A 26,370-nucleotide genomic window follows, 5' to 3' on the forward strand; every position below is an offset into this window, starting at 1 on the left:
ACATAGGTAACACATTGGTTAAATAGTGAGCACCGGATAGGAGGTGCTCATGCCTTGGCGAGATGTGAAACCGATGGACGAACGAGTGTTATTTATTAGCGATTATCTTCGCGGTGGTCGGCGCTATTTTGCTGAGCTATGCCGCTACTACGGCATCAGCCGTAAGACCGGCTACAAGTGGGTCGAGCGATACCAAGCCTCCGGCATTGAGGGCCTCCAAGAGCGAAGCCGCCGGCCTCTTCATCACCCAGCGGCGATCCCCTACGCCATTGAGCAGGCGGTGGTGGCGTCTCGTTGTATCGGTCGTATGACGTTGGGCCCGAAGAAGATCCAGCAAAAGCTCCGAGAGCAGTTTCCTGATACACCGGTGCCGTCGATCACTAGCATTCACAACATTCTTAAGCGACACGGCTTGATTGAGGCCCGCCAACCCAGGCGACGGGTCAGTCCTTATCGTGAGCCCTTTGCGCCGGTCGCTGCCCCCAATGATTTGTGGAGTGTGGATTTTAAGGGGCAGTTCAAGCTTGGCCACGGGCCGTGGTGCTTTCCGCTGACGGTGATGGATCATCACAGCCGATTTCTATTGGGCTGTCAGGGGCTTGAGGGAACCGAAACAAAGGCGGCTAAGCAAGTCTTTGAGCAGCTATTCAAAGAGTATGGGCTGCCTCGACGAATTCGCAGTGACAATGGGGTTCCCTTCGCCAGCAAAGCGCCAGGGGGCCTTTCTGCTTTGTCGGTCTGGTGGGTGCGGCTGGGCATTGTGCCCGAGCGCATCAAACCGGGAATGCCCCAACAAAATGGGCGCCATGAACGGATGCATCGGACCATGAAGCAGGTCGTCACCAAGCCCGTCGCTGACACGATGGCAGCTCAGCAGCATTGTATGGATATCTTTCGGCGAGACTACAATGAGCAGCGCCCACACGAATCACTGGCGCTTAGCGTACCTCAGGCGTGTTACAGCGCTTCGCAGCGGCATTATCCCGAGCGACTTCCGGAGCTGGAGTACCCCAGTTACTACTCTGTAATGAAGGTGCAGCGCAGCGGCACAATCTATTGGGGCGGCGGGCAGGTCTATGTGTCCCATTCCCTCAAAGGTGAGCGTGTGGGACTTGAGCAGGTTGACGATGGAATTTGGGATATCTACTTTGGACCCATTAGGTTGGGTGGCTTTAACCAGCGCAATATTGGCGGTAAAGCCTTCCCCTATTGGACGATAAAAGTGTAACCCATGTATTTGAAATAATGTGTTACCCATGTATCTGAATCATACAGGTGTGCTTTTCTTGCTTACTTCTTTTTCACATAAAAAGAAGTAAGTCGCCCAGCTGGGCGAAACAGCTGCCTTCCGCCGGAAAAAGCAATCGACAATATACAAAGCAAGTGGAAATCCCCCAAACAAGACACTTGCCCCCAGAACCAAAAAATCAGCCCCCTTGCGATTAAACCCTCACGCCATTAGCCTCAGCAGAGGACATCGCAACCCCACTCCCCCCATGAACGAGCAAGAAAAAATCTACCAGGTGATCGCCAGCATCCCCAAAGGCCGCCTGTGCAGCTACGGCGAAGTTGCCAAACTAGCGGGCCTGCCGGGCCGCGCCCGCTGGGTGGGCCGTACACTCAGCCAGCTGCCCAGCGACAGTCGTCTGCCCTGGTTCAGGGTAATTAGTGCGCAGGGTAAAATCAGTTTTCCCGCTCACAGCGCTGCCTACCAACGCCAACTCGCGCTATTGATCGCCGAGGGCAGCGCCGAGCCCTCTGGCAAAATTCACTGGCGGCAATACCGCTGGCCATCGTGAGCTGGCCCAGCTCACAACGGCGCAGTGCACATGACCAACAAAAAAGGCCGGCGGGTTTCCCGCCGGCCTTTTTAAATTCTGCGGACCACGCTGGGTCCGCTAACCATTGAACACCTTACTCCGATACTTCCAGCTTGCGCCGGAATTCACCGGAGATACGAACCACATTGTCGCCGCCGGGCATCATCTGCTCGCCGTCGAGAATCAGCGCCGTTGCCGAGTAGTTGCCGGTCACATAGCCATTGTCGTTAGTGAGGATTTCAATCTGGCAGGCAGCACCGGGCAGAGTGAGCTCTGCTTTTGCATCGCGGCTGTATTGTGTCGTTTGATAGCGAGCACCGATAGCCTGGAGATTCACCTGCACCGCCCGACTGTCAGCAGCATTGATAGTCGCGCATTCATACACCCCAATATCTCTCGGCGTGTTGATCACATCCAGCGCCAACCGCTTGCTGCGATCGAGAGTGCGATAACCATACTGGTTATAGGAAGGCTCGTAGCTGTAGAGCAGATCGTGCGCATCGTAGAGAAACTTGAAACGGTCGCCAGTTTGCCAGTGACCACTACCGTCTTCGATTTGCATGGTAATGCCAACCTCACCCGGTTCCAGTCCACCTTCGTCGCCGTCTTCAGCCTCAGGACGGGTTAACACAACGGCGTAGTTGCGGAAGGAGCCCTCAATCTGCAGCAGTCGATCATCCCCGGCCAGCAGACCATCCAGAGCATATAAGGTCGCGGTGTAGGTGGCGTCGTAGAACTTGCCACCCCGAGAAACCGTAACGATTTCACAGGCGCCACCCGCCTCGGCCGTCGTATAGCGCTGCTCCAGCAAATAGGTGCCCACTTCCACGGTCATCTGCAATGGACCAAAACGGTTGCGGTATTCGGTGCCACAGACATAGGTGGTGTCACCCACAAAACCGCCATTGGGCTGGGGCGCCGCATTCAGGCTGATAATGTCAGAGGCATTACCGGTAAAGGGTGGGGTGCCATCATCAGGGCTAGTGCCGCCGATGGCAAAGGGGTTATCCAGCAGGAAGTACTGGTTCGCTCCAAGCTCATAGCTGGGGTTATCGGCCAGTTCAATGCTAGCGAAGTATTCCAGTGGCAAATCACCTGTCAGTTCACCGGCCTCACCCACATGGCGATAGACCCGGAACGGAACGTTCTCCAGATGAATGTCGAACTCTCCCTTTTCCAAGGTGGCCGCCAGAATAACCCCCTGTATGCCGCCCAGCTCGCTGGCATAGTCCAGCCGCACGCGACAACTGGAGGAGTTGTACTGACCTTGGCTGCCGTCCGGTGAACCGGTATGGTTCATGGATAACACGATTTTCAACGTATCATCGCACTCCTGCTCGCCCAGCTGGCTGGGGATGTGCAATAACATATAGGCTGGCAGGAGTCCCTCGTAGGCGGTGGTATCAAACTCTTTGCGGGTATCGACGTTGAACTGGAGCTGACGCACACCGCCCAAGGTCGTGTACACACTGGCAAAGTCCATCAGGTAGCGGTAATCGTTCTCGACAAACCGGAGGTAAGCACCATTGTTGCCATTGAGCGAGTCATAGACCGGGTGATCTAATTCACCCGCTACACCACCGCCACCGGTTTCACCGCCTGTTTCACCACCAGTCTCACCACCGGTCTCACCGCCTGTTTCACCACCAGTTTCACCGCCTGTTTCACCACCGGTCTCACCACCGGTCTCACCACCAGTTTCACCGCCTGTTTCACCACCAGTCTCGCCACCGGTCTCACCGCCTGTTTCACCGCCAGTCTCGCCACCGGTCTCACCGCCAGTCTCACCACCGGTCTCACCGCCGGTCTCACCACCAGTTTCACCGCCGGTCTCACCGCCAGTCTCACCACCGGTCTCACCGCCGGTCTCACCACCAGTTTCACCGCCGGTCTCACCGCCAGTTTCGCCACCGGTCTCACCTTGATCACCGATTTCACCAGAGGTGGGCGCCAACGCGGCGGTGTTAGTTTGCAAAGACGCATCCGCCAACAGTGCAGCCTGATTCGCGATGGCGGCGGTCAGGTCGGCAACAAAATCGTCGTAGGGAACGGCAACGGATGATCCCTCCGCCATACCGTCCAGGACGCTGTCCCTACCGTCGGCCACCAGCGCCTTCATGGTGGTAATGGCCGGCGAACTTTCGCCGCTGGCCATTTCCGCAAAGGCCGCCAGCAACAGGGCATAACGACCCGCTTCGGTATCTTCCAGGCTGTTTGCTGGCGTCGCAGCAGACACCAGGCTGGGCACGCTCAATAGATTGCTGATCCCAGGTGCAATGGCCGCCCTCACCTCTTCATTAATGCTGGTGATCTCAGCTTCCGTCAGCGGCGAAATGCCTCTGGCGAGGGCAATTTCATAGGCTAAGTTGGTCAATGGTGTCACACCCAAAGCAGCAGTGGGTGCAATTGCCATTGCCCGAAGATGCTCACCTGCAGGAAAACCCAGCACTGCCTTTGCCGCTTCATCGTAGTAACTGGCATCGCTACTACCCACGACCTCAATCACCACCGGACCGGAATAGCTTCCGTAATCAACCACCACGCTGCCGTCAGCGGCAGTGGTTCCGCTACCAATCAAGGTCAGGCCGTCCCCCTGATACACCCGCACCTCCGACGAACTCACCAGTCCCAACGACGGCGACACCATCATCGACTCGGAGCGGCTTCCCTGGGGGTATTTATGATCGTCGTTACAGGCAGCCAGACTGACTGCCAATGCCAGAACCGGCAGGTGCTTCCAGGATAAAAATTGCATGACATTCTCCCACTGTGCAATCACATAACGGCGCTCTCAGACGCAAGCACCGAAATTTCCGGCGAGGAGTATTCGTCGTTGTGCAATCTACCGCTATCCCCAAGACCGGGGGATCAACATGGGTGTTAGGGGGGGAGGCTTCCAGCCGAAACTAACCCGGATTCGAGCATGAGTGAGAAAACCGAGACCGCCGCCTGGCCGGTCATTCAATGGTAACGGGCCCACACCGAGCAGAGAGACGGCTCAGATCAATACCACCTCTGGGAATCTGACAGGCGATGATGTTGCACCGCAGTGAATGCATGAGGGAGAACACACAGGCTAGCCAGGGGCTTGGGCATCGCCCGGTCTGTAGCCTCCCCTAATTCGGGGTGGTCATCACCCGGGGCATAGTAGCGTTGCCACGCAAACTGCCCGCGATCAGCAACAAGCTGACCAACTCACCGGGAAGCGCCTCACAGTGCCTAACGGCAATATTATGTGATTATCGCAGCTCGCAAGGTGCCCCGCCACGGCCGCTCATTCGGTCTACTTCAGCCGGCGGGCCACAAAAGCAATCAATACCATTACCGGCACACCAAGCAGGCTCGCCAGTAGAAAGAAATTGCTGTATCCCACCGTTTCCACCACCACTCCAGAGTAGCCGCCCAGCAGCTTGGGGAATAAGGTCATCAGTGAGCTGAACACTGCGTATTGGGTGGCGGTAAACGACACGTTTGTGAGCGAAGACAACCAGGCCACAAAGGCGGCCACCGCCAGGCCACCACTGAGGTTGTCGGCGGCAATCACCACGATAAGGGCAGACAGATTAGCCTCAATACCCGCCAGCCACATAAAGGCAAGGTTGGCCAGCGACACCGACACGGCACCTGCCATCAGCATGCGCATCACCCCATATTTCAGGGTGAGCAAACCACCCAAAAAACTCCCGGCAATGGTCATTAGCACGCCAAAGATTTTGGTGACACTGGCGATCTCGTCCTTGCTGTAGCCCATATCCTGATAGAACACATTGGCAATAACGCCCAGGACAATATCGGACACCCGGTAGAAACCGATGAGCAACAACACCCAAAGGGCGACCCGGCCGTAGCGCCGAATAAAATCCATGATCGGCTGGGTATAGCTTTCCGCCAGCAGCTCCCGGTCAACCAGGCCCGCCCGCAGCAAGCCACTGAAAACTACCAGCGCCGCCACGCCGCCAACCACAAGCACCAGCGCCTGATAGAAGAAGGCCACCACATGCTGGCTCACGCCGGCAAAAGCCACCGGCGCAGCTGGTGCTTCTAGCAGCACCAGGACAAAGGCAGAAATGGCCAACAAGAAAGCGATAAAAAAGCGTGAATAGGCCTTGGCAGAATAGGGATAGCTGTTATTTCCTCTGGCAGTCGGCTCGCTGATCAGTAAGGTCGTGATCAACCCGACTAACATGACTCCCGCCATGCACAGGTAGGTGTTGCGCCAAGCGGTATAACTGTAGACCTCGGCAGTACTGCCAAAGCCCTGGGCCAGATACAGCGCACCGGCACCCGCTGCGATCATGCCGACTCGGTATCCGGCAATGTAACTCGACGACAACAGCGCCTGAAGCCGCTCGTCAGCGGACTCAATCCGGTAGGCATCAATGACCACATCCTGGGTTGCTGCCGAAAAACCCAGCATCACTGCGGCCACGGCCATCATGGTCAAATTGCCCTGGGGATTGGTCATCGCCATCAAGGCGATGGACGCCATCACCGCCAACTGCGCCAGCAACAACCAGCCACGCCGGCGACCAAACAGCCGACTCAACACCGGCAGCGGCAATTTATCCACCAGCGGCGCCCACACAAATTTGAAGGAATACCCCAGGGCAGCCCAGCTAAAATAAGTTACTTCGGATTTGCTGACACCCGCCTCGCGCAACCACAGGGACAGGCTGGAGAAAATCAGCAACAGGGGAACACCGGCAGAAAAGCCCAGCAACAAGATGATCCAGACGGGTTTCTCCCGCCACCAGATCAGTTTGCTCTCCGCCGTATCGGGCAACGCGGATTAATCCCGAAAGTTATTGAATTGCAGCGGCTGATCCAGCTCCTGGTCACGCAGCAACGCGATTACCTGTTGCAGATCATCCCGCTTTTTGCCGGTCACTCGCACCTGGTCACCCTGAATCTGGCTTTGTACTTTCAGTTTGCTGTCCTTGATGATCTTTACGATCTTGCGCGCCAACTCCGACTCCAAGCCATTTTGCATGGTCACGCTTTGCTTAACCTGCTTACCAGAGGTTTCAACCTCGCCCATGTTCATGGCCAGGGGGTCGATCTTGTTTTTGATCAATGCCGCCCGAAGCATGTCTTCCATCTGGGTCAACTGAAATTCGGCATCGGCATAGAGCACGGCATTCAGGCCATCCCGATCGAACTTGGCATCCACGCCTTTAAAGTCAAAGCGGGTATCAATAATCCGATTGGCCTGGTCCAGGGCATTGGTAAAGGTGTGCAGATCCACTTCAGAGACAATATCAAAGGAGGGCATGGGCGTGCTGGGCTCGAAAACAAAATTTGCCCGCATTGTAGCACCGCCTCTGCGGGGGTTCGACAACCCGGCTCTGGCGAGGCCCGCAAATTTGCCCTACTCTGGCCCGCTATGACGACAACAGCAGAACCCAACTGGCATATTCTCGGCGCTGGCGCCATTGGCAGCCTGTGGGCCAGCCACGGCCATCTTCACGGCCACCCGTTTACGCTGATACTGCGTGATGCCCAGCGCCTGGCCGACTACCAGAGCGCCCGGGGTATAACCGCAAATCTTGGCGGCAGCGCCCAACACCTGCCACTCAAAGCCACTTGCCCGAGCCAGCTTGGCGAGCCAATTACCCACCTACTGATCTGCGCCAAAGCACAGCAGACCCAAGCCGCGGTGGCAGCCATTGCCGCACATCTTAGTGACGACGCCGTGGTGGTGTTGCTGCAAAATGGCCTCGGTACCGCCGCGCCGTTAATGCAACACAAGCCCTCACTGCGCCTGCTCCAGGCCTCGACCACCGAGGGCGTGTTTCGCAACGGCCCCTTTTCCATCGTTCACGCCGGTCGCGGGCAGACCTTGCTGGGCCAATCGACGGCCCTGACCCTACCGCCGATGGGAGAGGAATTCATCGCCGGCATCGCCCGCCAACTCAGTGTCGGCCCATTGCAGGTTACACCTGTAGCAGATATCGATACCGTACTTTGGCAGAAACTTCTGGTGAACTGCGCCATCAATCCCCTGACCGTGAAATACCGGTGCCGCAACGGCGAATTACTGGACAACCCACTTGCACTGCAGGAGCTGGGGGACATCGTCAACGAGATTGCCAAGGTGAACCACGCCCTGGGCTACCGCGACAACGAAACCGAATTACTCGGCCGGGTGCGCCAAGTGGCCAGCAAAACAGCCCTGAACCGCTCGTCGATGTTGCAGGATATTGAGGCCGGGCGGGAAACAGAGATCGAGTTTATTACCGGCTACCTGTGTCGCCTCGGCACCGAACTCGGGCTGAGCCTGCCCCGCAACCAAAGCCTGTTGACGCTAGTTCGTGAGGCGTGAGGGAGCACAGCCCTTTTTCAGCCGAGCAGCTTGTTCAGTGGCCATGGATCACAACCGGACGAGCTGATAGCGACCGGCTGCGCCAACTTCAATTCGCCTCCGGGCCAATCAAAATAAGCTTGCCCGTTTTGGGGTCGCGATAAACCTGCCCCAGTGACTCGTAGCCACTGCCCCCCTCGACGCGGGATTTGAGGCTTTCCGGCGCCTCGGGCATCTCCTCACCCAGGGACAAATCCCGTAGCTGGCGACCCTGGTCAAAGTGCTGTTGCAGGTCAGGGCTGTACGCCACCAGCGCGGCAATCAGTCCGCAGGCAAACACCAGAATAATGTCGACCAGGTTGGCCATCGGCCCCAGCGGGTCTTCGTCGTGATCAAAAAAGTGGCTGCGCCGCCAATCGTCCATTGCCGCCTACTCCGCCTTATCCAGTGCTAGCAGCGCGCCGTCGTACCAGCGGCGCCGCAAACGTCCCAGCACAAAGCCGACCATACCGGCCAGCAGGCCAATCACCGTGGTATCAAAGGCTGTCATCATCGCGGTGGTCAGCACCTGCAGATCGCCTTCACCCAGAGCGGCCAAACCCGGCCCGAGGGGAATCAAGGTGCCCATCAAGCCCAGCATGGGCGACAGGCGGGTGACAAAATCCGCGCGCTCAATGCGGCGGCGGCCGGTAACGAGCAGCGTCTCTCGCCCCATTCGGGCGACTCCGCCAAAGCGCTCCCCCAGAGCGAGGCCGCACTCAAACACGGCCATGGCCAGCATCACCAACAGCGCCCACACCACCGGCTCCAACAGAAGGCGTGATATCTGGTGAAGCACATCCAGCGATAAACTCGAAAACATAAACGATTCCTCAAGGTCTTCCGTGTCGCCTTCCGGCGCTACGTGCTGCCGCGCAAGCCGCGGCGCACTCCCAAACCAAACACCACGATTAGCAGCCCAAGCACCAGATACCAGGCCAGAGAAAACGCGCTTTTTGCCTGACCGGCAGCCGGGGTCGCAGCCGCGGTGGCCTGCCCCTGCGCCGTCTCCGTGTCCCGCTCCGTCAGCTCATTCTCCAGCTGGACTTCGCGAATCGTACTGGGCTGGGACGAGGACTGCGCCGGGGCCATGCGGCTGCGTGCCAACACCGCCTCAAGCTCAGCAGCGCGCTCGGCGCTAAGCTGGGCCTTAACCAGATCGTACATGGGGTGATTTGCATGAGTATGGCCGCTGCCGGGGTTGCCATGTTCAATAATATTGTCGGCAAAGCGCCGGGCCAGCTCGGCGGTGGTCTGCTCACCAGCTTCCCAAAACCCTTTGTCGATGGCCACCAGCATTACGGCCAGAATATTGGTCTGCACATAACGATTGTCACCATCGCTCAAGAACGCGTCCAGACCTAGCTCGCGACTGTCGTCGAGATAAACCTCTTTGAGCTCCTGCCACATGGCATCGCTGATCAGCTCAGGGCTGGTCACCTCCCAGCCCCACAGGTATTCCACAAATTCGCTGCCCATGGTGCGGGCGCCTGCGTAACCCTCCTCCATCAGCGGTTCGATCCACTGGGGGTTAAAGAAGCGACCGCGCAGCTCGGTGGCCAGGGTCTGCTGGAGGCTGTCCATGCGCAGCTTATCGCTGCGGGCATGATTGATCACGGCACTGTCAGGCTGGCTGCCGGTGACCGTTTCCACCGCCAGATTCAAGCCGCCCAGATAGTCAAAGGCATCATTGTTATCGATCAGCCCATAGAGATTGCTGGCCCGGCCGAGGAAGGTTTTGGAAACCCCCGCCAGCTGATTGCGAAACACCTGCTGTGCCGCCTCGCCCTGCAAGCCAAGCCCGTAGGCGTGGCCCATCCGCTTGAGATACACCTCGCCCAGCTCACCGCGATCCTGCCAGGAACCAGAGCGTTCAACCATCCGATTGATCCCCGCGCCGTAACCGCCGGGCGCAATACCGAAGACGCGCAGGCTGGCCTGTCGACCGAGCTCAGCAGGCGCCATTCCGGGCTGGGCAGCCAGCAGCGCCCGCGCCTCCGCCACCCAGTTCGCCGCCACCTGGTTCTGGCTCAGGGGCTCACGCCCGCCCAACGACTCCTCGCCGATCAAGCTCAGGGCCTCCCGCAAGGCCGGGCGCAAATTGGGGAAGGACTCCGCAATGCTGTCCCGGCTGGCGTCCAGGGCCAGCAACACCGCCCGATCCAGCATTTCCATATGGCGCCCGTACAAATCCCGGAACAGACCAGAGGCGGTAAACAGCACATCCATGCGCCGGGGCTGGTCCTCGCCGAGCGCAATGCGCTCCAGTCCTTTGACAATTCCCCGGCTATTCCACACCGGCTTCAGGCCCAGTAATTTGAGGCCAAAGGCAATCATCGCACCTTCGTCGCGCACCGCGTCCGAGGCCCACAGAATCACCCCTTGCTTATTGGCCAGCACATCGGATTGAGCAAGCCCATTACCGTATTTCGCTGCCACCCGTTGCCGATTTTCCCGTAGCAACTCATCCTCGGGATGCTCGCCGGAGAGAACCTGCTCGGCCAACTGACGGCCGACCTCGTAACCGAGCTGGCTGGGAATAAGGCCGCCATCCAGGGCGTGGAAGTTGCGCCCGGTGGGCAGCGCCTCCGGGGTGCGTATTGGATCGTTACCCTTTCCGGGCTGGATGAAACGACCATTCAGGCCATTGAGCAGCGCGTTCATTTCCGCCTTGGGCGAGATGCGCAAATTATGCCGCCACTCGGCTTTTTCAGACTCACTGGCACCGCCATCAGCCATCGAGGTCAACATGGTATCAATACCGGTGTTGCTCCAGTCGCGACCAAATACATGCAGCCCCAGGGGCATAAAATCTTCCTGCACATGGGTCAGGTAGTGACCGACTTCGTGAAGAAAGAGTTCTTCGTCGATTTCCTCAAAGCCAATGCCGCGCACTTTCAGCTCCTCATCCATCGAGGCTTCCAGCTCATCGCGCAGGCCGTATTCGTCGATTTTTTCCCGCAATCTCGCCAGCGCGTTGCTCCGGGTCACGGGGTCGCTGGCGGCCTCGGCACTCTCCACGAGCTGGCGCACTTCCAGCAGTTCATCGTAGAGCGCCGTCGCGGCCAGTGGCGGGGTCAAATGATCAACCATCACCGCCAGACCGCGGCGTTTAGCCTGAATGCCCTCGCCAACACCATCAACAATATAGGGATACACCCCCGGCAGGTCACCAGCGATGATACTGGGATAGTCGTCTTCACCGAGACCCACACCACGCCGAGGCAAAAATTCATAGGTGGAATGGCGGCCAACATGCACCAGCGCATCAGCCTTAAAGTCTTCTTGCAAATAGTGGTAGAAGGCCAGGTACTGGTGGGGTGGCGGAAAGCTCAAATTGGCGTGCAGCAACTCCTCATTCAACTCCCAGCCCCGGGGCGGTTGCGGACCGAGGAAGACATTGCCAAAGCGCAGTCCGGGCACCAGCAGCTTTTTGTCCCAGACCATCACCTTACCCGGGGGCTCGCCCCAGCCGCGAATACCCTCAATGCCCAGCGCCACCAGCGCTGCCACCCGCTGCTCCGCAGCGCGCCAGTCCGGCTGGCCACCCTCCGTCACGGAGTCGATCTGCTGCTGGTATTCCCGCTCCAGCTGGGCAAGTAAATCCAGGGCCCGATGACGACTGCGCTGGCGCACACCATCCAGGGCGTGGTGCAAGTTGGTTACCGTGTTGTGCATGCTCTCTGACAGCAGCACCAGGCGAGTCTGGCGCAGACGAAGATCCTCAAGCCCCTGCAATCGCGTCAGTTGGCCAAGCATGCGCTGGTGTAATTCGCCCAGGGGGCCGGCAACCATTTCTTTCTGCACGACCTTTGGCAGTGTGGCAAACCACTGACCATAGTCGGCGCCGCTGACACTGGCCACCCGCTGCGACATCGCCGCCAGCGCATCACGATCTTCCGGCAGATTCACGCCCCGCGCTTGCAGCAAACTCAGCAGGGCTTCCGATGTGGCTGGCAGTTCGCCGGTGTGATATCCCGCCGCTTTTAAACCCCGCAGTATTTCCAGCAGACTGTCCGGCACATTGAGGTTGTCAGCACCGATATTGTGGCGCCCCGGCGGGTGGTTGTAGTACACAATAGCAACGCGCTTATCGGCGTTGCGCTTTGATTGCAAAGTCAGCCAGTTATCAACCCGGCGCAACTGACGCTTCAACTCAGCGTCGATTATTTCGCTGCGGCGCAGCGCAGCCCCGGTGGCTGGATCTATGCCGGAATCCGATGCGACTGACAAAATCTGCGCCTGCGAAACCCCCTGCAACTCCGGCATAGCCAAACGATAGTGCACCGAATCCGGCGGCAAGCCCTGGGCAGAAAGCTGCCAGTCACTGTAACCCCAATCCATAATACGCAGGCCTTTGAGCACCGGCAGATTGAGGGCTTGCAAGGCTTGCAGAACCGCCTCGCGACCCTCGCCGCCACCGATCACAAAATCCTGCAGGGAGAGAATCGCCGCCGGGGTCGCGGCGCGCTTGCCCTTCATTAAATGCGCAATGGTATTCACCGCCGCAACGCTGGGCTCGCCCCAGGCCGCCAATAAGGACACGCATTGCCAGTCCCCACCGGCGCAGATTTGGCGATGCAAGCTCCACTCACCATTGAGGTCACCGGTATCGTGATCCAGCACCCAGAGAATCGGCCGCTTCGCACTCAGTGCTTTATCGAGTCCGGCCCGGTCTAACCAACGCTCGCCCTTTGCGCTGTGCAGCGCCACGCGCAGCCGCGCTTGTTCGATCAGCGGCGCGGGCCTACCCCCGGCCAGCAGGGCAATGAGGGACTGCGCATTAGCCACCGAACGATGAATCCAGTAGGCCCGGGCCTGCAGCCAGTCGCGGTAGTCGGGGTACTGCTCCTTGCTGTCTGCCAGCGAAGCCGCATCAAGGGCCAAGCCCTCACTACCAACAAACTGTCGACTGACCTCGGGCGAGAATGCACGCCCCCGGGCATCGCGCTGCAGGGCCATCAAGCGGTTATCACTGTGCAATACAAACCGCCGTTGCCCCTCGGCAAAACGCATCGCCAGCAGGCGCTCCACGGTGTCACCAAATACCCCTGCCAGCAGCAACGACTGATGACTGAGCAGTAAACGCTGCAGGGACGCTTCATCCAGCGCCTCAACCTGACTGACGCTGCGAATCGCAATACGAGCTTTGGGATGAGCTTCCAGGTAGCGGTGCGCCCCTGCCACCAAGGTGGGTGCTGAGCGATCTGACACGATCACCAGGCTGCTGTCAGTGTCAGCCCACAGCGCCGATGACAAGAACATCAGCAATGCACTCACAACGAGTTTGAATCGTCCCTGCTGGATTAGCATGTTGAACATCTTCCTGTTCCCTTGGCTGCAATTTTCGGCGCGCTAAACAACGTTTACCAAAAATCAGAATTGATACGTCACCGACACCCGCAGCGTGCGGGGAATCATGGGGTGGGAGTGATAATCCTCGACCAACGCCGCACCGGGCGTAGGCCGGGACTCATACCAGTAGGTAATGTCGTCATCCTCGCGATCGAAGACATTGAGCACCTCAAGTGATAGCGACATCGCATCGCTTAACTCAACACCCACATTGGCATTGACCACCAGGGTGGATTTGGATTGTCGTTCGCCATCTTCGGTCAGATAACGAGGACCGAAATAGCGCAAGCGCAAACCGCCGTAGTAGCCCTTTCCACTTTCAATACTCAGTCCGGCAGACACCACGTCGTCGATACTGTCTGGCACGTTGTCGCCATCAAATTCGCCCTCAGAGAATTCGGCATCTGAGGTGGTGTAGTCCACGTCCAGTACCAGCCAGTCCGTGGGGCGGTAGTAAAGGCTTAGTTCAAGCCCGGTGCGGGTTGTCGCGTCCTTCGCCTCAGTTGTGCCGTCATCACCGACAAACACCAGCTCGGAGTCCAGATCCAGCTTGAACACCACCAAACTCAGCTGCAAGCCGTCAAGGGAGGTGTTGATCAAACCCAGCTCATAACCCTCCGACTCCGACAACAGGGGCACACCGCCGCCCACCACTCCACGGGCGTCGTTGGAGTGATAGCCCTGACCAAAATTGACGAAAAATGTTGTGTCGGCAAAGGGCCCAAAACGGACACTCAGTTTCGGGCTGAGTACTTGATCCTGTTCGTCGCCATCGTTGGCGGCATTCAGCTTGTCGTCAACCTCCACACTAAACTGGTCGTAGCGCAGACCGACCACCGTGGCAAATTTCTCCGACCACTGGGAATTCACGCTGGCATGGGCGCTGTAGGCGACCTCCTCCACGCTGGCCCGGCTGTCCATCGCATAAATCTGCCGGTTGACACTTTTGCCAACACCCACATCGCGGATATCGTCAACGCGCAGGCCCAGACCAAGGTCCAGTGCGTGAACCGCATTCAGATCCCACTCATAGCCGAGCTCCCCACCGAACAGAACACGGTCATCAAACTGCGTCACCTGATCACCCAGCAGCGGGTCGTTAGCAAAGTAGGTAAAGTTACCGGACAGCTCCAGTCCATAGTCCACAACATAGGCCGTAGAGGTAATGCGTTGACGCTCACTGAGCGCGTGCCACTGCTGCATGCTGAGTTGGTAGCGGTGGGTCTCGCCACCGGTGCTGTCATCTAGGCTGTCGTAACGACTCAGATTGCCGGCATCAACCTCCCGCTGGGGAATCTGATCGGTACCATTCCAGGTGGAGTCAAAATACAGGGCCGAAATCGACAACCCCGAGTGGGCATCGCCGCGGCTGTGCTTGATAAAAATGTTGTCGCGCTCAAGCTCATCGGGGATCGTCCAGGGGCCGTCGTCCACCATTTTGGCAACGCTGTATACCCAGTGCCCACCTGCCGATTCACCGCCGCCCAGCAGTAGCGCGCGACGATAGCCGTCCTCCCCACCACTGACTTTCAACGTTTGGGTCTGAAGCTGCTTAAAGTAGGAGATTCTTGCAGAGCCTGCCGATGAAAAGTCACCGCCACTGGCATGATAGGGGCCTTTCTTGTAGACCAGCTTATCGATCAGCTCCGGGGTGAGAAAATTGAGATCGCTGTAACCCTGGCCATGACCATGGGTGACCATATTGACCGGCGCGCCCTCAAAGTAATTGGCAAAATCCGTGCTGTGGTCCAGATTAAAACCACGCAGAAAATACTGGTTGGCCTTGCCACCGCCGCTGTGCTGAGTGATCACCATCCCCGGCACCGTCTCCAGCACCTCGGCGGGGCGCAACATCGGGCGGTGCTCAATTTGCTCTGACAACACCGTGCCGACCGAAGCGGCCTCGGCCTCGCCCTGCTGGCGATTGGCAACATGGTCGGTTACCAGCATTTCTTCAATTTCACCATGAACACCACCGGCGTATACCGGCACGGCCGTTAGGGAAAAAGCAACAGCAACATTGGCCAGCAAGCCGTGAATCAAACGATTTTTCATCTTGACTCCACAAGGAGCAGACAAGGCAGAACAGACGCGCTCGACGACAGGCAAAGGCACTGGTGATTAGAGGTCAGATAAATCAGCAATCACCAGGCCGCATCCGCATGCTCACCCGCATGAGGTTTGAAAAGCGCAACGTTGGAAAGGGGAAGAGATGAGAGGGGAGAGACACCCTGCTCCGTCGCCCGCCGCAACTACGCATTACGTCCAGGCCGGTCTCCGGGCTCACAGAAGAAGGATCAACCCAAGTGATCGGCGCCTTCCCATCCCGGGGTCTGCTGACACCAAGACAGTGGCCATGCCGATCTACTTCTGCTTACCGTTGCGGGGGCAGCACAGGCCTTGCGTCATTACAATAAATGAGGCGCACCTGTTTCCCGTTTAACCCAGGCTTTAAACAGCCCGAGCACCTGAAACAGGGGCGATCATACCGGCTTATTGCGCCTGGTCAAGAAGCGTTCTCATTTCTTCGGTCACTCGGCAAGCAGAGCAAGCCCCTGAACTGGGGTATGCCTTGCACTGCCATCGACCGCAACACTGACAAAAAAAGAACGCTTTCAAAAGGGGACAGATTCCAAGGGATTGCGGCAAACACCTGGGCCCACTGCCCCAGAGCATGGCCGCCAACCGCGCTCGCCGCGCGGCTAAAGCGCAATTTGACAAAGCCCAGATGCAGACGTAGAGTGCGCGGGCTGTTCAAGGTGCCCTGCAAGAAAGTGAGTACGCACGGGTTAAACGGGAAGAGTGGTGCGGTTGTGTCGAACATCGGCCTGACCAAAACCAACGCTGCCCCCGCAACGGTGATCGTGTTTGCCTCAGCAACCACGTCAGCCCGGAACCGGCCTTAGACAGATAACCCGATGAAGCGGAGGGCTCCATCAGCGGTCATATACCTGTTGCCAGGTCATATCACCCCTACCCCTCCCTCATTGCTTCCCTTTAAAGCATTGAGGTCTCTATGAACCCACGTGTATTAACAAGCCTTGTTGGCCTGATTTCCGTCGCCGGCACCGCTCAGGCAGCCGAGCAACATATTGAAACCACCATTGTGACGGCCAGTCGCACCGAGCAAACCCTGACCGAGGCGCTCGCCCCGGTGACGGTATTTGAGCGGGCGGATATCGAACGTATCGCCCCCCGGGACCTGCAGGAACTATTGTCCCGGGCCGTTGGCGTGAGCTTCGTTCGCAACGGGGGTCGCGGCGCCAGCGCAAGCCTGTTTTTGCGCGGCAACCAGAGCAACCATACGCTGGTGCTGATCGACGGTGTTCGCATTGGCTCAGCCACCCTGGGCAGCGCCTCCATCACCAACCTCCCCCCGGAGTTAATCGAGCGCGTGGAAATTGTGCGCGGCCCACGCTCCACCCTGTATGGCTCTGATGCCATTGGCGGTGTTATCAATATCATTACCCGCAAGTTTCACAACACTGACGGCATCAAACCCTACCTGCAATTGGGTGCCGGCACCCAGGGTAGTATTGAAGGTGTAGCCGCCATCAGCGGGGGCAATGCGCAAACCCAATTCAACCTGACTGCCATGGCTGAAGAAACCGACGGCATCGATAATACCGCGAACAACACCGCGCCCCATGGCGATGACGACGCCTTTGAGCAGCAGGCGTTTAACCTGAGCGCCAGCCACCGTTTCAGCCGCACCGCCGAAGTGTTTGCCTTTATTCAGCAGAGCGACAGCGAAAGCGATTACGACACCAACTGCTACGGCACCGGCTTCGCGAAATTCGATTGCGCACCCTATACCGACAGCCGGGTTACCGTCGCCAACTTGCGCGGCGAATTTCAGCTGGCCTCGTTCTGGACGCTGACGGCCGCCGTGGGCCGCTCAACCGACGAAAGCGAAACGAAATACAGTTACCTCGACCCCGCAGCAGTCGGCGTCACCGGCGATGTATTTGAAACCACCCGCGATATTATCGGTCTCCAAAACGACTTTCAGATCAGCGAACATCATTTGCTCACCCTCGGCGCCGAGCAACTTCACGACAAAGTGGACAGCTCCCTAAGTTACGGCGATGACGAGCGCGATAATGAAGGTGTCTACCTGCAATGGCAGGGTGAGATGGGCCCGGTCAATGCCGCGTTGGGATGGCGCAACGACAACAATGAGCAGTTTGGCAGCACCGATACCCGCAACGCCTCCGCCGGTGTAGAGCTGGTAGAGGGCCTGCGGTTTGTTGCCTCCTACGGCGAAGGCTTTAACGCACCCACCTTCAATGATCTGTATTACCCCGACTACGGCAACCCGAACCTGGCACCAGAGTCATCCAAAAACCGGGAGCTATCCCTGAAAGGGGACACCAGCTGGGGCCGCTGGAGCCTGAACCACTTCCGCAACGACGTCGACAATCTGATCCAATACAACCCTGCCACTGGCGGCCCGGATCAAATCGAGTCTGCGCAAATCAATGGCTACGAGCTGGTCGTCTCGACCGAACTGGCCGGCTGGAACATCGACGCCAACGCCAGCTATCTTGAGCCCACCGATAGCCGCAGCGGCCTGGATCTGCGCCGCCGGGCCCGGCGTCAGTTCAATATCGATGTGGACCGGCAGTGGCAACGCTGGGGAGTCAACCTGGGCCTTCGCGCCGTCGGCAGTCGCTTTGAGAACACCAGCAATACCGACCGCCTGGCAGGCTACGCTCTGTTAGACTTTGGCGTTTCCTATCAGCTGAGCGAATCCATAAAATTACAGCTGGCGGTCAAGAACGCACTGGACAAGGACTACGTCAGTGCGCGTAGTTTCAGCTTTGGGGACTATCAATCCCTGGGCAGAGAAGCGATGTTTACCATAACCTACGCACCTCAATAGCGCTGCGCCGGGGCCTGCCGCAACGAAGGACTCTGCGACGGCCCCGTGAAAGCCACTAATTCAGGAGACAATGCGATGTCAGAAGAGCGCAATCAGCGCCACAAGAAAGCCATGGAACGCCGCAAGGCCCTGGTGGACGAAAAAGTCGCGCAGGCCACTGAAGAGCGGGGCATCCTGATCGTCCTGACCGGCAACGGCAAAGGCAAATCCAGCTCCGGCTTTGGCTCGGTGGTGCGCTGCCTGGGCCACGGCTACAAGGCCGGCATTGTGCAATTTATTAAAGGCACCTGGGATTGCGGTGAACGCAACTTTATCGAGCAGCGCTGCCCGGAGGTGCCCTACCACGTGATGGGCAGCGGCTTTACCTGGGAAACTCAGGACCGGGACCGGGATATCGCTGCTGCCGAGCAGGCCTGGGAAAAAGCCGAAGAACTCTTGCAGGACGACAGCCTGCACCTGGTGCTGCTGGACGAACTGACCTATGTACTCAAGTACGGCTGGATCAGCCAGGAGCGCATTTTTTCCGCCCTGCAAAATCGCCCCGCCGAAATGAGCGTGATTGTCACTGGCCGGGCCGCGTCCGCCGCCCTGCGGGACATGGCCGATACCGTGGCCGAAGTGGGCGATGAGAAACACGCCTTTCGGGCAGGCATCAAAGCGCGCCGCGGAATCGACTGGTAATGCGCCTGCTGAGCGCCGTCCTCCTGTTAACGTTGGGCGTAATCGCCCAGGCCGAGGTCTGCGTGGTGGATGATCGCCAGCGCGAAGTCTGCCTCGACCAACCCGCCCAGCGCATTATCGCCCTGTCGCCGGGCATTACCGAACAAGTGTTTGCCGCCGGCGCCGGTCGCAACCTTGTCGCCGCCGTCAGCTTCAGTGACTACCCCGAGGCCGCCAAGGCCCTGCCTCGCATTGGCGGCTACAGCCGCTTTGATATGGAGGCCATTGTTGCCCTGCAGCCTGACCTGCTGATTGGTTGGAGTGAGGGCAATCCCGCCGAGCAACTGGCCCAGCTCGAAGCTCTGGGCTTGAGTATCTACTACAGCGAGCCCTTCGACTTTGCCGACATTGCCAGCACCATAAAGCGCATTGGTGTGCTGGCTGGCACTGCCGCTGAGGCCAGCGCCACCGCCGATACGTTTTTGGCTGGCATCAATGAACTGCAGACACGCTACGCCAGCGCCCCCAAGGTTCGGGTGTTTCAGCAGATCTGGAAAAACCCGCTGATGACCGTGAATAAAGACCACCTGATCAGCAAGGCGACCCGGCTGTGTGGCGGTCAAAACATCTTCGCTGACCTGTCGCAACTGTCACCGCGGATCGATTTGGAAGCGGTGCTGTCGGCCGATCCCGAAGCCATTATCGCTGGCGGCATGGGCGAAGAAAATCCGGGCTGGCTGGAGGACTGGAAGCAATTTGGCGGCCTGACCGCGGTGGGCCGCAACAACCTGTTCTTTGTACCGCCCTCCACCCTGCAGCGCCCCACGCCACGGCTGTTAGATGGCGCACGTCTGCTCTGCCAGCATCTGGACACCGCCCGTGGCCGTCGCTGAGGCGCCCCACCCCTTTCGCCCGCTGCCCCTGCTCACCCTGTTGGGGCTGGCACTGGTATCGCTGATCCTCGCCATCCGTGTCGGCAGTGTCGCCATTCCGTTGAATGAATTGTGGCAGGTCTTAAGTGGCGGCGGCTCCGCGCTCCACCAGACCCTGATTTTGGAGCTGCGTCTGCCCCGGGCGCTGGCCGCCTTTGCCACCGGCGGCCTGCTCGCAGTGGCGGGTGCCCTGATGCAGGTACTGCTGCGCAACCCGCTGGCCGACCCCTATATTCTCGGACTCTCCAGCGGCAGCGCGGTGGGCGCGCTGCTGGCGATGTTACTGGGGGTGACCGGCATCCTGGTCTCCGGGGCTGCCTTCACCGGGGCATTGATCTCCGCCACTCTGGTGTTCACGCTAGCCAACGGCGGCGGTAGCTGGACACCCACCCGGCTGCTGCTCACCGGGGTGATTATTTCCTCCGGCTGGACCGCGCTGGTCACCTTTATGCTGGCAGTGAGCCCCGCCGACAAATTGCCGGGCATGCTGTTCTGGCTGATGGGCGACCTGGCCTACTCCACCACCCCCTGGCCGGCCATGTCGGTGCTGGTGCTCACCTGCCTGCTGCTATTGCCACTGGGCCGCAGTTTGAATGTCCTGGCCCGGGGCCCGCTTCAGGCGGCCGCCCTGGGGATTGCAGTCAAACCCATGGAATGGTCGGTGTACGTGCTCGCCAGCCTGCTTACCGCCTTTGCGGTGACCACCGCCGGCAGTATTGGTTTTGTCGGCCTGATCGTGCCTCATATGCTGCGGCTGATGCTGGGCAATGATCAACGCCTGATCCTGCCCGCCTCCGCCCTGGCCGGTGGCAGCCTGCTTACCCTGGCCGACACTCTGGCGCGCAGCATCATCGCCCCCCAACAACTGCCCGCCGGGGTGATCACCGCCATGCTCGGGGTGCCCACCTTTCTCTATCTGCTGCATCGGAGCCGCTGATGACAGCCTTGTCGGTAGAGAACCTGATTATCGATATCCCGGGCCGGGCCGATGGCACCGCGCTGAATTTTACCCTTGCCGAGGGCGAGGTCTGGGGGGTACTCGGACCCAATGGCGCGGGCAAGACAACCTTGCTACACAGCCTGGCAGGCCTGCGCCAGGCTCGGTCTGGGCAAATTTGTCTGGACCAGACGCCGCTGCAGCAATTGCGCCGCCGCCAGATTGCCCGCCAGTTGGCCGTGGTCTTCCAGGAACGGCATGACGGCTTTCCCGGCACCGTGATGGAGACGGTCATGATCGGCCGCCATCCCTATCTTTCGCCCTGGGATATGGAAACCGCCGAGGATCTGGCCCTCGCCCAACGTGCCCTCGCCCAGGTGGAGCTTGAGGGCATGGCCCACCGATTGGTCAACACCCTCTCCGGCGGCGAGCGTCAGCGACTGGCGATTGCCACGGCCCTGTGTCAGACCCCGAGCGTGTTATTGGCCGATGAACCAAGCAACCACCTTGACCTTCACCATCAGGTTAAAGCCATGCGCATTCTGCGTCAGCAGGCTGCCCAGGGCTGCGCAATTTTGATGTGCATGCACGACCTCAATCTGGCCGCGCGCTACTGCGACAAACTGCTGTTGCTCTACCCCAGCGGCGAGGCCTGCTGGGGCGACGCCGCCACCATGTTAGTTACCCCCGCCCTTGAACGCCTTTACAATCAGCCACTACGGCTGATTGAACAGGATGGCTATCGCGCCTTCTTGCCGATGGAAACCCCCGATGAGTGACTTTAGCGCCGCCGACATCGACGCCATCTACCGGGTCATCGCCCAGCGTCGGGACATGCGCCATTTCTGCGGCGGCCAGGTGCCAGCAAGCACCCTGCGCCGATTGCTGCTGGCCGCCCACCAGGCACCCAGTGTGGGTCTGATGCAGCCCTGGCGTTTTGTGCGCATCACCCAATCCATATTGCGTGAGCAGCTCTACACACTGGTCCAACAGGAACGCCAACGCACCGCCGAAGCCCTCGGTGAGCGGGAGTCAGAATTTCTGCGGCTCAAGGTGGAGGGCATTAAGGACTGCGCCGAACTGCTGGTGGTCGCCCTCAAGGACCAGCGCGAGCAGCATATCTTTGGGCGCCGCACCCTGCCGGAAATGGACCTAGCCTCCGCCGCCTGCGCCATTCAAAATCTGTGGTTGGCCGCCAGGGCAGAAAACCTGGGCATGGGTTGGGTATCACTGTTTGAGCCAGACGACCTGAAAGCGTTGCTGGGCATGCCAGAGGGCAGCCACCCCATCGGCATTCTGTGCTTGGGACCGGTGGCGGAGTTTTACGACAAACCCATGCTGGAAATAGAGCAATGGGCCCAGCGCTGTCCGCTGGATGAACTGGTGATGGAGAACGGCTGGTCTGACCAAACCGAGCAGTAACCCAGCTCGAGGTGGTCAGATTTGAACACCGTGGTATGAGATCCCGGATCAAGTCCGGGATGACGGTGGAGGTGTGAAGGATGGGACCGCAAGCTGTCAGGGTCTTAGGGGGCGTCCCTCTCAGAGCATCGTCACCCCGGCCACCGAGCCGGGGCCCAGTACCACAACACGCATAAATAGCGCCCATCAACAGATTGAGCAGCGGGCCCGGCCTGTCCGCGGGATGAACTGGTGATGGAGAACGGCCTGCCTGGCAAAACCGAGCAGTAACCCAGCTCGAGGTGGTCAGATTTGAACACCGTGGTATGAGATGCCGGATCAAGTCCGGGATGACAGTGGCGGTGTGAAGGATTGGACCGCAAGCTGTCAGGCTCTCAGGAGAGAGTCCCTCTCAGAGCATCGTCACCCCGGCCACCGAGCCGGGGCCCAGTACCACAACACGCAAAAATAGCGCCCATCAACAAATTGAGCAGTGGGCCCGGCCTGGCAAAACCGAGCAGTAACCCGGCTCGAGGTGGTCAGATTTGAACACCGTGGTATGAGATGCCGGATCAAGTCCGGGATGACGGTGGTGGTATGAAGGACGGGAGCGCAAACTGGCAGGCTCAAAGGGGAGCGTCCCTCTCAGAACATCGTCGCCCCGGCCACCGAGCCGGGGCCCAGTACCACAACACGCAAAAATAGCGACTATTAACACCGGAGCAAGAGCAAGTCCCATGTCCAAAACCCTGATGATCCAAGGCACCACCTCCGACGCCGGTAAAAGCGTCATGGTGGCGGGTCTGTGCCGAGTCTTGCAACGCAAGGGCTACAAAGTCGCGCCGTTCAAACCTCAGAATATGGCGCTGAACAGTGCGGTTACTGCCGACGGCGGCGAGATTGGTCGCGCCCAGGCCGTGCAAGCCAGAGCCTGCGGCCTGGCGCCTCACATCGACTTTAACCCGATGTTGCTCAAGCCCAACAGCGACACTGGCGCCCAGGTAATTATCCACGGCAAAGCGCTCAGCAATATGGAAGCGGCGGCTTATCACGGTTACAAAAAACGCGCCATGAATGCCGTGTTGGAATCCCACACCCGGCTCCGCGAGCAATTCGAATGGGTGGTTGTAGAAGGTGCGGGCAGCCCGGCTGAAATTAACCTGCGCGAAAACGACATCGCCAATATGGGCTTTGCCGAGGCGGTGGATTGCCCGGTAGTGTTGGTTGCGGATATCGACCGGGGCGGCGTCTTCGCCCACCTGGTTGGCACACTGGAACTGCTATCCCCTTCCGAACAGGCGCGGGTAAAGGGATTTATTATCAACCGCTTTCGCGGCGACATCGCCCTGCTGCAATCGGGCCTGGACTGGCTGGAGGCGCGCACCGGTAAACCGGTGATCGGCGTGGTGCCCTACCTGCACGACCTCCACCTTGAAGCCGAGGACGCCATCAGCACCCAACAGCGGCGGGGCATTAACACCTTGAATGTGGTGGTACCCGTGCTGTCGCGAATCAGCAATCACACCGACTTTGACGCCCTGCGTTTATCTGAAGAGGTTAATCTGCAGTTTGTCGGCAAGGGCCAGGCCCTGCCCCCCTGCGATTTGATCATTCTGCCCGGCAGTAAATCGACCCGACGCGATCTGGATTTTGTGCGGGAGAATGGCTGGGATAGCGATATACAGCGCCACCTGCGCTATGGCGGCAAATTGATGGGAATCTGCGGCGGCTTTCAAATGCTGGGCACCGCCGTCCATGATCCCGAGGGCATTGAAGGTCCGGCCGGCACAACACCAGGGCTGGGTTATCTGGACTTTGACACCACGTTGGCCGCCGAGAAAATCCTGCGCCAGGTAGCGGGGCACTTCTGCGACAGCCGGGTCAGCCAAAACACCGATGCCGTTAAAGGCTATGAGATCCATGCCGGCCGCAGCCGCGGCCCCGCACTGGAAACCCCGCTTATCGATTTGGGGGGTCACAAGGACGGCGCGGTTTCGGCCGATGGCCAGATTCTGGGCAGCTATTTACACGGCATTTTTGACCACAGCGAGGCCCGAGGCGCCTTGCTGACCTGGGCCGGCGCCGAAGCCATCACCGAAATGGATTACGACGGCCAGATTGAGTCCAACCTCAATCGGCTAGCCGACTGTCTGGAGCAACATATCGATCTCTCCCGGCTGGAAATAGACTGACAAAAAATAAATTCCCCCACTATACTTCGCCAGATAATTTCAATTTGTGGGCAATACTCGCTATCGGAAGGCGGCAGATTCAACCCCCTGTTGATCGGCCATATCAAATTCAGGAAGACCAGAGACTCACCTATGCCAGTCCCATCTCGCCACGCTGAACCAATAGAAATCCTTATCCCCTCTTACCTCCGCTATTTTTCTGTTTTGCTGACCCTAATGCTTGCCGCGTGCGGTGGGGGCGGAGGTGGGAATGGAAGCGGAGGCTCGACAGGACAGAACAATACATTCGTCGAGGAAAGTGGTACCAATACCAGCTGTCTGGCAGGGACGCTGTCAGGTCAAGAAAGTTTCAGGGCAATTAACGGCGCGATACTTTATGCAAATGGCAACGCGCTATTGCTCAATCACTTGGCGTCCGGCACCGAACAAGAATTGATCAGCAGGCCAAACGATCTCTCATATAGCGTTTCGCCAAGTCGACGATTTGCAGCTGCATGGGAATTCGGCAAGGAAAATGACCTCGAAATTTTTGACCTGCTCACCGGCGAAGCGGCACCAATACCCTCGAGCCCCTCACTTTCCAGTATTCGCAGTTGGTCACCGAACGACCGCTACATTATTGACGGAGGGCAAAGTGGTAGTCGTTTGATTGATCGACACAGCGGCGCTATCACACCGCTCAATTCCAACAGTTATCCGGAGGTTGTTTGGTCTCCTGACAGCGCAAAGCTGGCAGTCGTAACGCGCTATTTGATTACCGTATTTTCCACCACGGGAGAAAAACTGGTTGAATTTTCGCTGCCCGATGAGGGGCAAACCAGTCCGTACTTTGTTACTTCATCAATCGCATTTTCATATGACGGACGTTACGTCGCCTACCAAAAAGATCTCTTCATAGAGGGGCCTCGGCACATTAATTTCATCTACGACTTCGACACCGAATTATCGACCGAAGTCGGCGCATCCGAAATCAAAGAGCCAGCTCAGCTGCAATGGTCACCCGCCGCCAACCTACTCGCATTTCAGGTCACCCGCTTTTTCGACACCTATGACAGCTTCCATCTATCCGTCTACGATGTCACTGCCGAGGAGAGCATAGCGGTGGTTTCAACGAAGGGTGTCGGCGTAATGGAATATGCCTGGTCGCCAGCTCAACCCATCCTCGCTTTTTCCACATCAAACTCAGATGCAGAAGAAAAGCTTGAGATCGTTAACTTTTCAGATTCCAGTAAAGTCCCGCAAAAGGTATCTCCCTATCTGCCACCGGCTCGCGATATCAGAGAGTTTTACTGGTCGCCCGATGGGACAAGATTGGCATTTCATGCTGACCCCAGCGACACCCAGGGCAGCATTTATATCGCCAACACTGCCAAGAAATGTTTCAGGAAAGTCAGTCGCAACAACGACAGTGAGGACTTCATCGATTTCAATTTCAAGTGGTCCAACAGCGGCAACTATCTACTTTACGAAATCAACAATCAGCATTTCCTGGCCGCGAATGCTGACGGCAGCGGCGATACAGACCTGACTCCAGCGATTGTTGAAACGTCACCAAGTGAAGTGATGGATTTGGTGTGGCTCCCCAGCAGCGATACCCTATTTGCTCGAAGGAGAGAAAACGCCATGACCCTGGAGACGCAGGAGTATCGATTCTTCGAACTCGATCGGCGGACCACGCTGTCTATTTATAAGGGCGCAGGCGATAGTTTTGATCGCGACTACTGGCTGATCCCTGACTCCTGAGAGCACCGAGCAATCCGATCAGGCCCTTTTAATCAGGCCACTGCTAATCGGGCCTCTGTTAATCAGACCCGATTAGCAGTGGCCTTCGTCACTTTCACCCTGTTG

Annotated in this window: 18 protein-coding genes and 2 riboswitches; of the genes, 11 read left to right on the forward strand and 7 right to left on the reverse strand. The window is 58.5% G+C overall.

The window, feature by feature from the left end; translation table 11 throughout:
* Positions 1-49: 49 nt before the first annotated feature.
* Positions 50-1,228 (forward strand): integrase core domain-containing protein, encoded by a 1,179-nt coding sequence (locus NCG89_RS05440; RefSeq protein ID WP_251088688.1) that lies wholly within the window; start codon positions 50-52, stop codon positions 1,226-1,228.
* 268 nt (positions 1,229-1,496) lie between these two features.
* Positions 1,497-1,799 (forward strand): MGMT family protein, encoded by a 303-nt coding sequence (locus NCG89_RS05445; protein WP_251088755.1) that lies wholly within the window; start codon positions 1,497-1,499, stop codon positions 1,797-1,799.
* 115 nt (positions 1,800-1,914) lie between these two features.
* Here the strand turns inward: NCG89_RS05445 and NCG89_RS05450 are convergent, their stop codons facing one another.
* The 3 genes from NCG89_RS05450 to NCG89_RS05460 all read right to left on the reverse strand — a co-directional run bounded on the left by NCG89_RS05450 (position 1,915) and on the right by NCG89_RS05460 (position 7,092).
* Positions 1,915-4,575, reverse strand: coding sequence for a hypothetical protein (locus NCG89_RS05450; protein ID WP_251088756.1), 2,661 nt, complete (start codon positions 4,573-4,575; stop codon positions 1,915-1,917).
* Between the two features lie 528 nt (positions 4,576-5,103).
* On the reverse strand, positions 5,104-6,603 hold the full coding sequence (locus NCG89_RS05455) for an AmpG family muropeptide MFS transporter (protein WP_251088757.1): 1,500 nt from the start codon (positions 6,601-6,603) through the stop codon (positions 5,104-5,106).
* A 6-nt stretch (positions 6,604-6,609) separates the two neighbouring features.
* Positions 6,610-7,092, reverse strand: coding sequence for a YajQ family cyclic di-GMP-binding protein (locus NCG89_RS05460; RefSeq protein ID WP_251089343.1), 483 nt, complete (start codon positions 7,090-7,092; stop codon positions 6,610-6,612).
* Between the two features lie 111 nt (positions 7,093-7,203).
* Between NCG89_RS05460 and NCG89_RS05465 the strand changes: the two genes are divergently transcribed.
* Positions 7,204-8,142, forward strand: coding sequence for a 2-dehydropantoate 2-reductase (locus NCG89_RS05465; RefSeq protein WP_251088758.1), 939 nt, complete (start codon positions 7,204-7,206; stop codon positions 8,140-8,142).
* A gap of 88 nt (positions 8,143-8,230) precedes the next feature.
* On the opposite strand, the gene NCG89_RS05470 is transcribed toward NCG89_RS05465, so the two are convergent.
* The 4 genes from NCG89_RS05470 to NCG89_RS05485 are packed head-to-tail and all read right to left on the reverse strand — an operon-like array spanning position 8,231 to position 15,570.
* The gene (locus tag NCG89_RS05470; protein ID WP_251088759.1) at positions 8,231-8,545 is read right to left on the reverse strand and encodes a DUF2149 domain-containing protein; all 315 of its coding nucleotides are present in this window, start codon (positions 8,543-8,545) and stop codon (positions 8,231-8,233) included.
* 6 nt (positions 8,546-8,551) lie between these two features.
* The gene (locus tag NCG89_RS05475; protein WP_251088760.1) at positions 8,552-8,983 is read right to left on the reverse strand and encodes a MotA/TolQ/ExbB proton channel family protein; all 432 of its coding nucleotides are present in this window, start codon (positions 8,981-8,983) and stop codon (positions 8,552-8,554) included.
* A 38-nt stretch (positions 8,984-9,021) separates the two neighbouring features.
* Complete coding sequence (locus NCG89_RS05480) at positions 9,022-13,482, reverse strand: cobaltochelatase subunit CobN (RefSeq protein ID WP_251088761.1); 4,461 nt, start codon at positions 13,480-13,482, stop codon at positions 9,022-9,024.
* A 54-nt stretch (positions 13,483-13,536) separates the two neighbouring features.
* The gene (locus NCG89_RS05485) at positions 13,537-15,570 is read right to left on the reverse strand and encodes a TonB-dependent receptor (RefSeq protein ID WP_251088762.1); all 2,034 of its coding nucleotides are present in this window, start codon (positions 15,568-15,570) and stop codon (positions 13,537-13,539) included.
* A gap of 196 nt (positions 15,571-15,766) precedes the next feature.
* A riboswitch (cobalamin riboswitch) is annotated at positions 15,767-16,002 on the reverse strand.
* Between the two features lie 253 nt (positions 16,003-16,255).
* Positions 16,256-16,434, forward strand: a riboswitch (cobalamin riboswitch).
* Between the two features lie 97 nt (positions 16,435-16,531).
* Here NCG89_RS05485 and NCG89_RS05490 point away from each other — a divergent pair.
* The 8 genes from NCG89_RS05490 (at position 16,532) to NCG89_RS05525 (ending at position 26,265) form a co-directional block, all read left to right on the forward strand.
* On the forward strand, positions 16,532-18,400 hold the full coding sequence (locus NCG89_RS05490) for a TonB-dependent receptor domain-containing protein (RefSeq protein WP_251088763.1): 1,869 nt from the start codon (positions 16,532-16,534) through the stop codon (positions 18,398-18,400).
* 75 nt (positions 18,401-18,475) lie between these two features.
* Entirely contained in the window at positions 18,476-19,081 is a 606-nt protein-coding gene (gene cobO / locus NCG89_RS05495) for a cob(I)yrinic acid a,c-diamide adenosyltransferase (protein WP_251088764.1), read from the forward strand.
* Positions 19,081-19,953, forward strand: coding sequence for a cobalamin-binding protein (locus tag NCG89_RS05500; RefSeq protein ID WP_251088765.1), 873 nt, complete (start codon positions 19,081-19,083; stop codon positions 19,951-19,953). The genes cobO and NCG89_RS05500 overlap by 1 nt, the downstream gene beginning before the upstream one ends.
* Complete coding sequence (locus NCG89_RS05505; protein ID WP_251088766.1) at positions 19,940-20,929, forward strand: FecCD family ABC transporter permease; 990 nt, start codon at positions 19,940-19,942, stop codon at positions 20,927-20,929. The genes NCG89_RS05500 and NCG89_RS05505 overlap by 14 nt, the downstream gene beginning before the upstream one ends.
* The gene (locus NCG89_RS05510) at positions 20,929-21,708 is read left to right on the forward strand and encodes an ABC transporter ATP-binding protein (RefSeq protein ID WP_251088767.1); all 780 of its coding nucleotides are present in this window, start codon (positions 20,929-20,931) and stop codon (positions 21,706-21,708) included. The genes NCG89_RS05505 and NCG89_RS05510 overlap by 1 nt, the downstream gene beginning before the upstream one ends.
* On the forward strand, positions 21,701-22,351 hold the full coding sequence (bluB, locus tag NCG89_RS05515; protein ID WP_251088768.1) for a 5,6-dimethylbenzimidazole synthase: 651 nt from the start codon (positions 21,701-21,703) through the stop codon (positions 22,349-22,351). The genes NCG89_RS05510 and bluB overlap by 8 nt, the downstream gene beginning before the upstream one ends.
* Before the next feature lie 716 nt (positions 22,352-23,067).
* Positions 23,068-24,522: a cobyric acid synthase gene (locus NCG89_RS05520; RefSeq protein WP_251088769.1), complete on the forward strand. Its 1,455-nt coding sequence runs from the start codon at positions 23,068-23,070 to the stop codon at positions 24,520-24,522.
* A 132-nt stretch (positions 24,523-24,654) separates the two neighbouring features.
* The gene (locus tag NCG89_RS05525) at positions 24,655-26,265 is read left to right on the forward strand and encodes an eIF2A family protein (protein WP_251088770.1); all 1,611 of its coding nucleotides are present in this window, start codon (positions 24,655-24,657) and stop codon (positions 26,263-26,265) included.
* Positions 26,266-26,370: the final 105 nt, after the last annotated feature.

It is taken from the genome of Spongiibacter taiwanensis, assembly GCF_023702635.1.
Classification (GTDB): Bacteria; Pseudomonadota; Gammaproteobacteria; order Pseudomonadales; family Spongiibacteraceae; genus Spongiibacter; species Spongiibacter taiwanensis.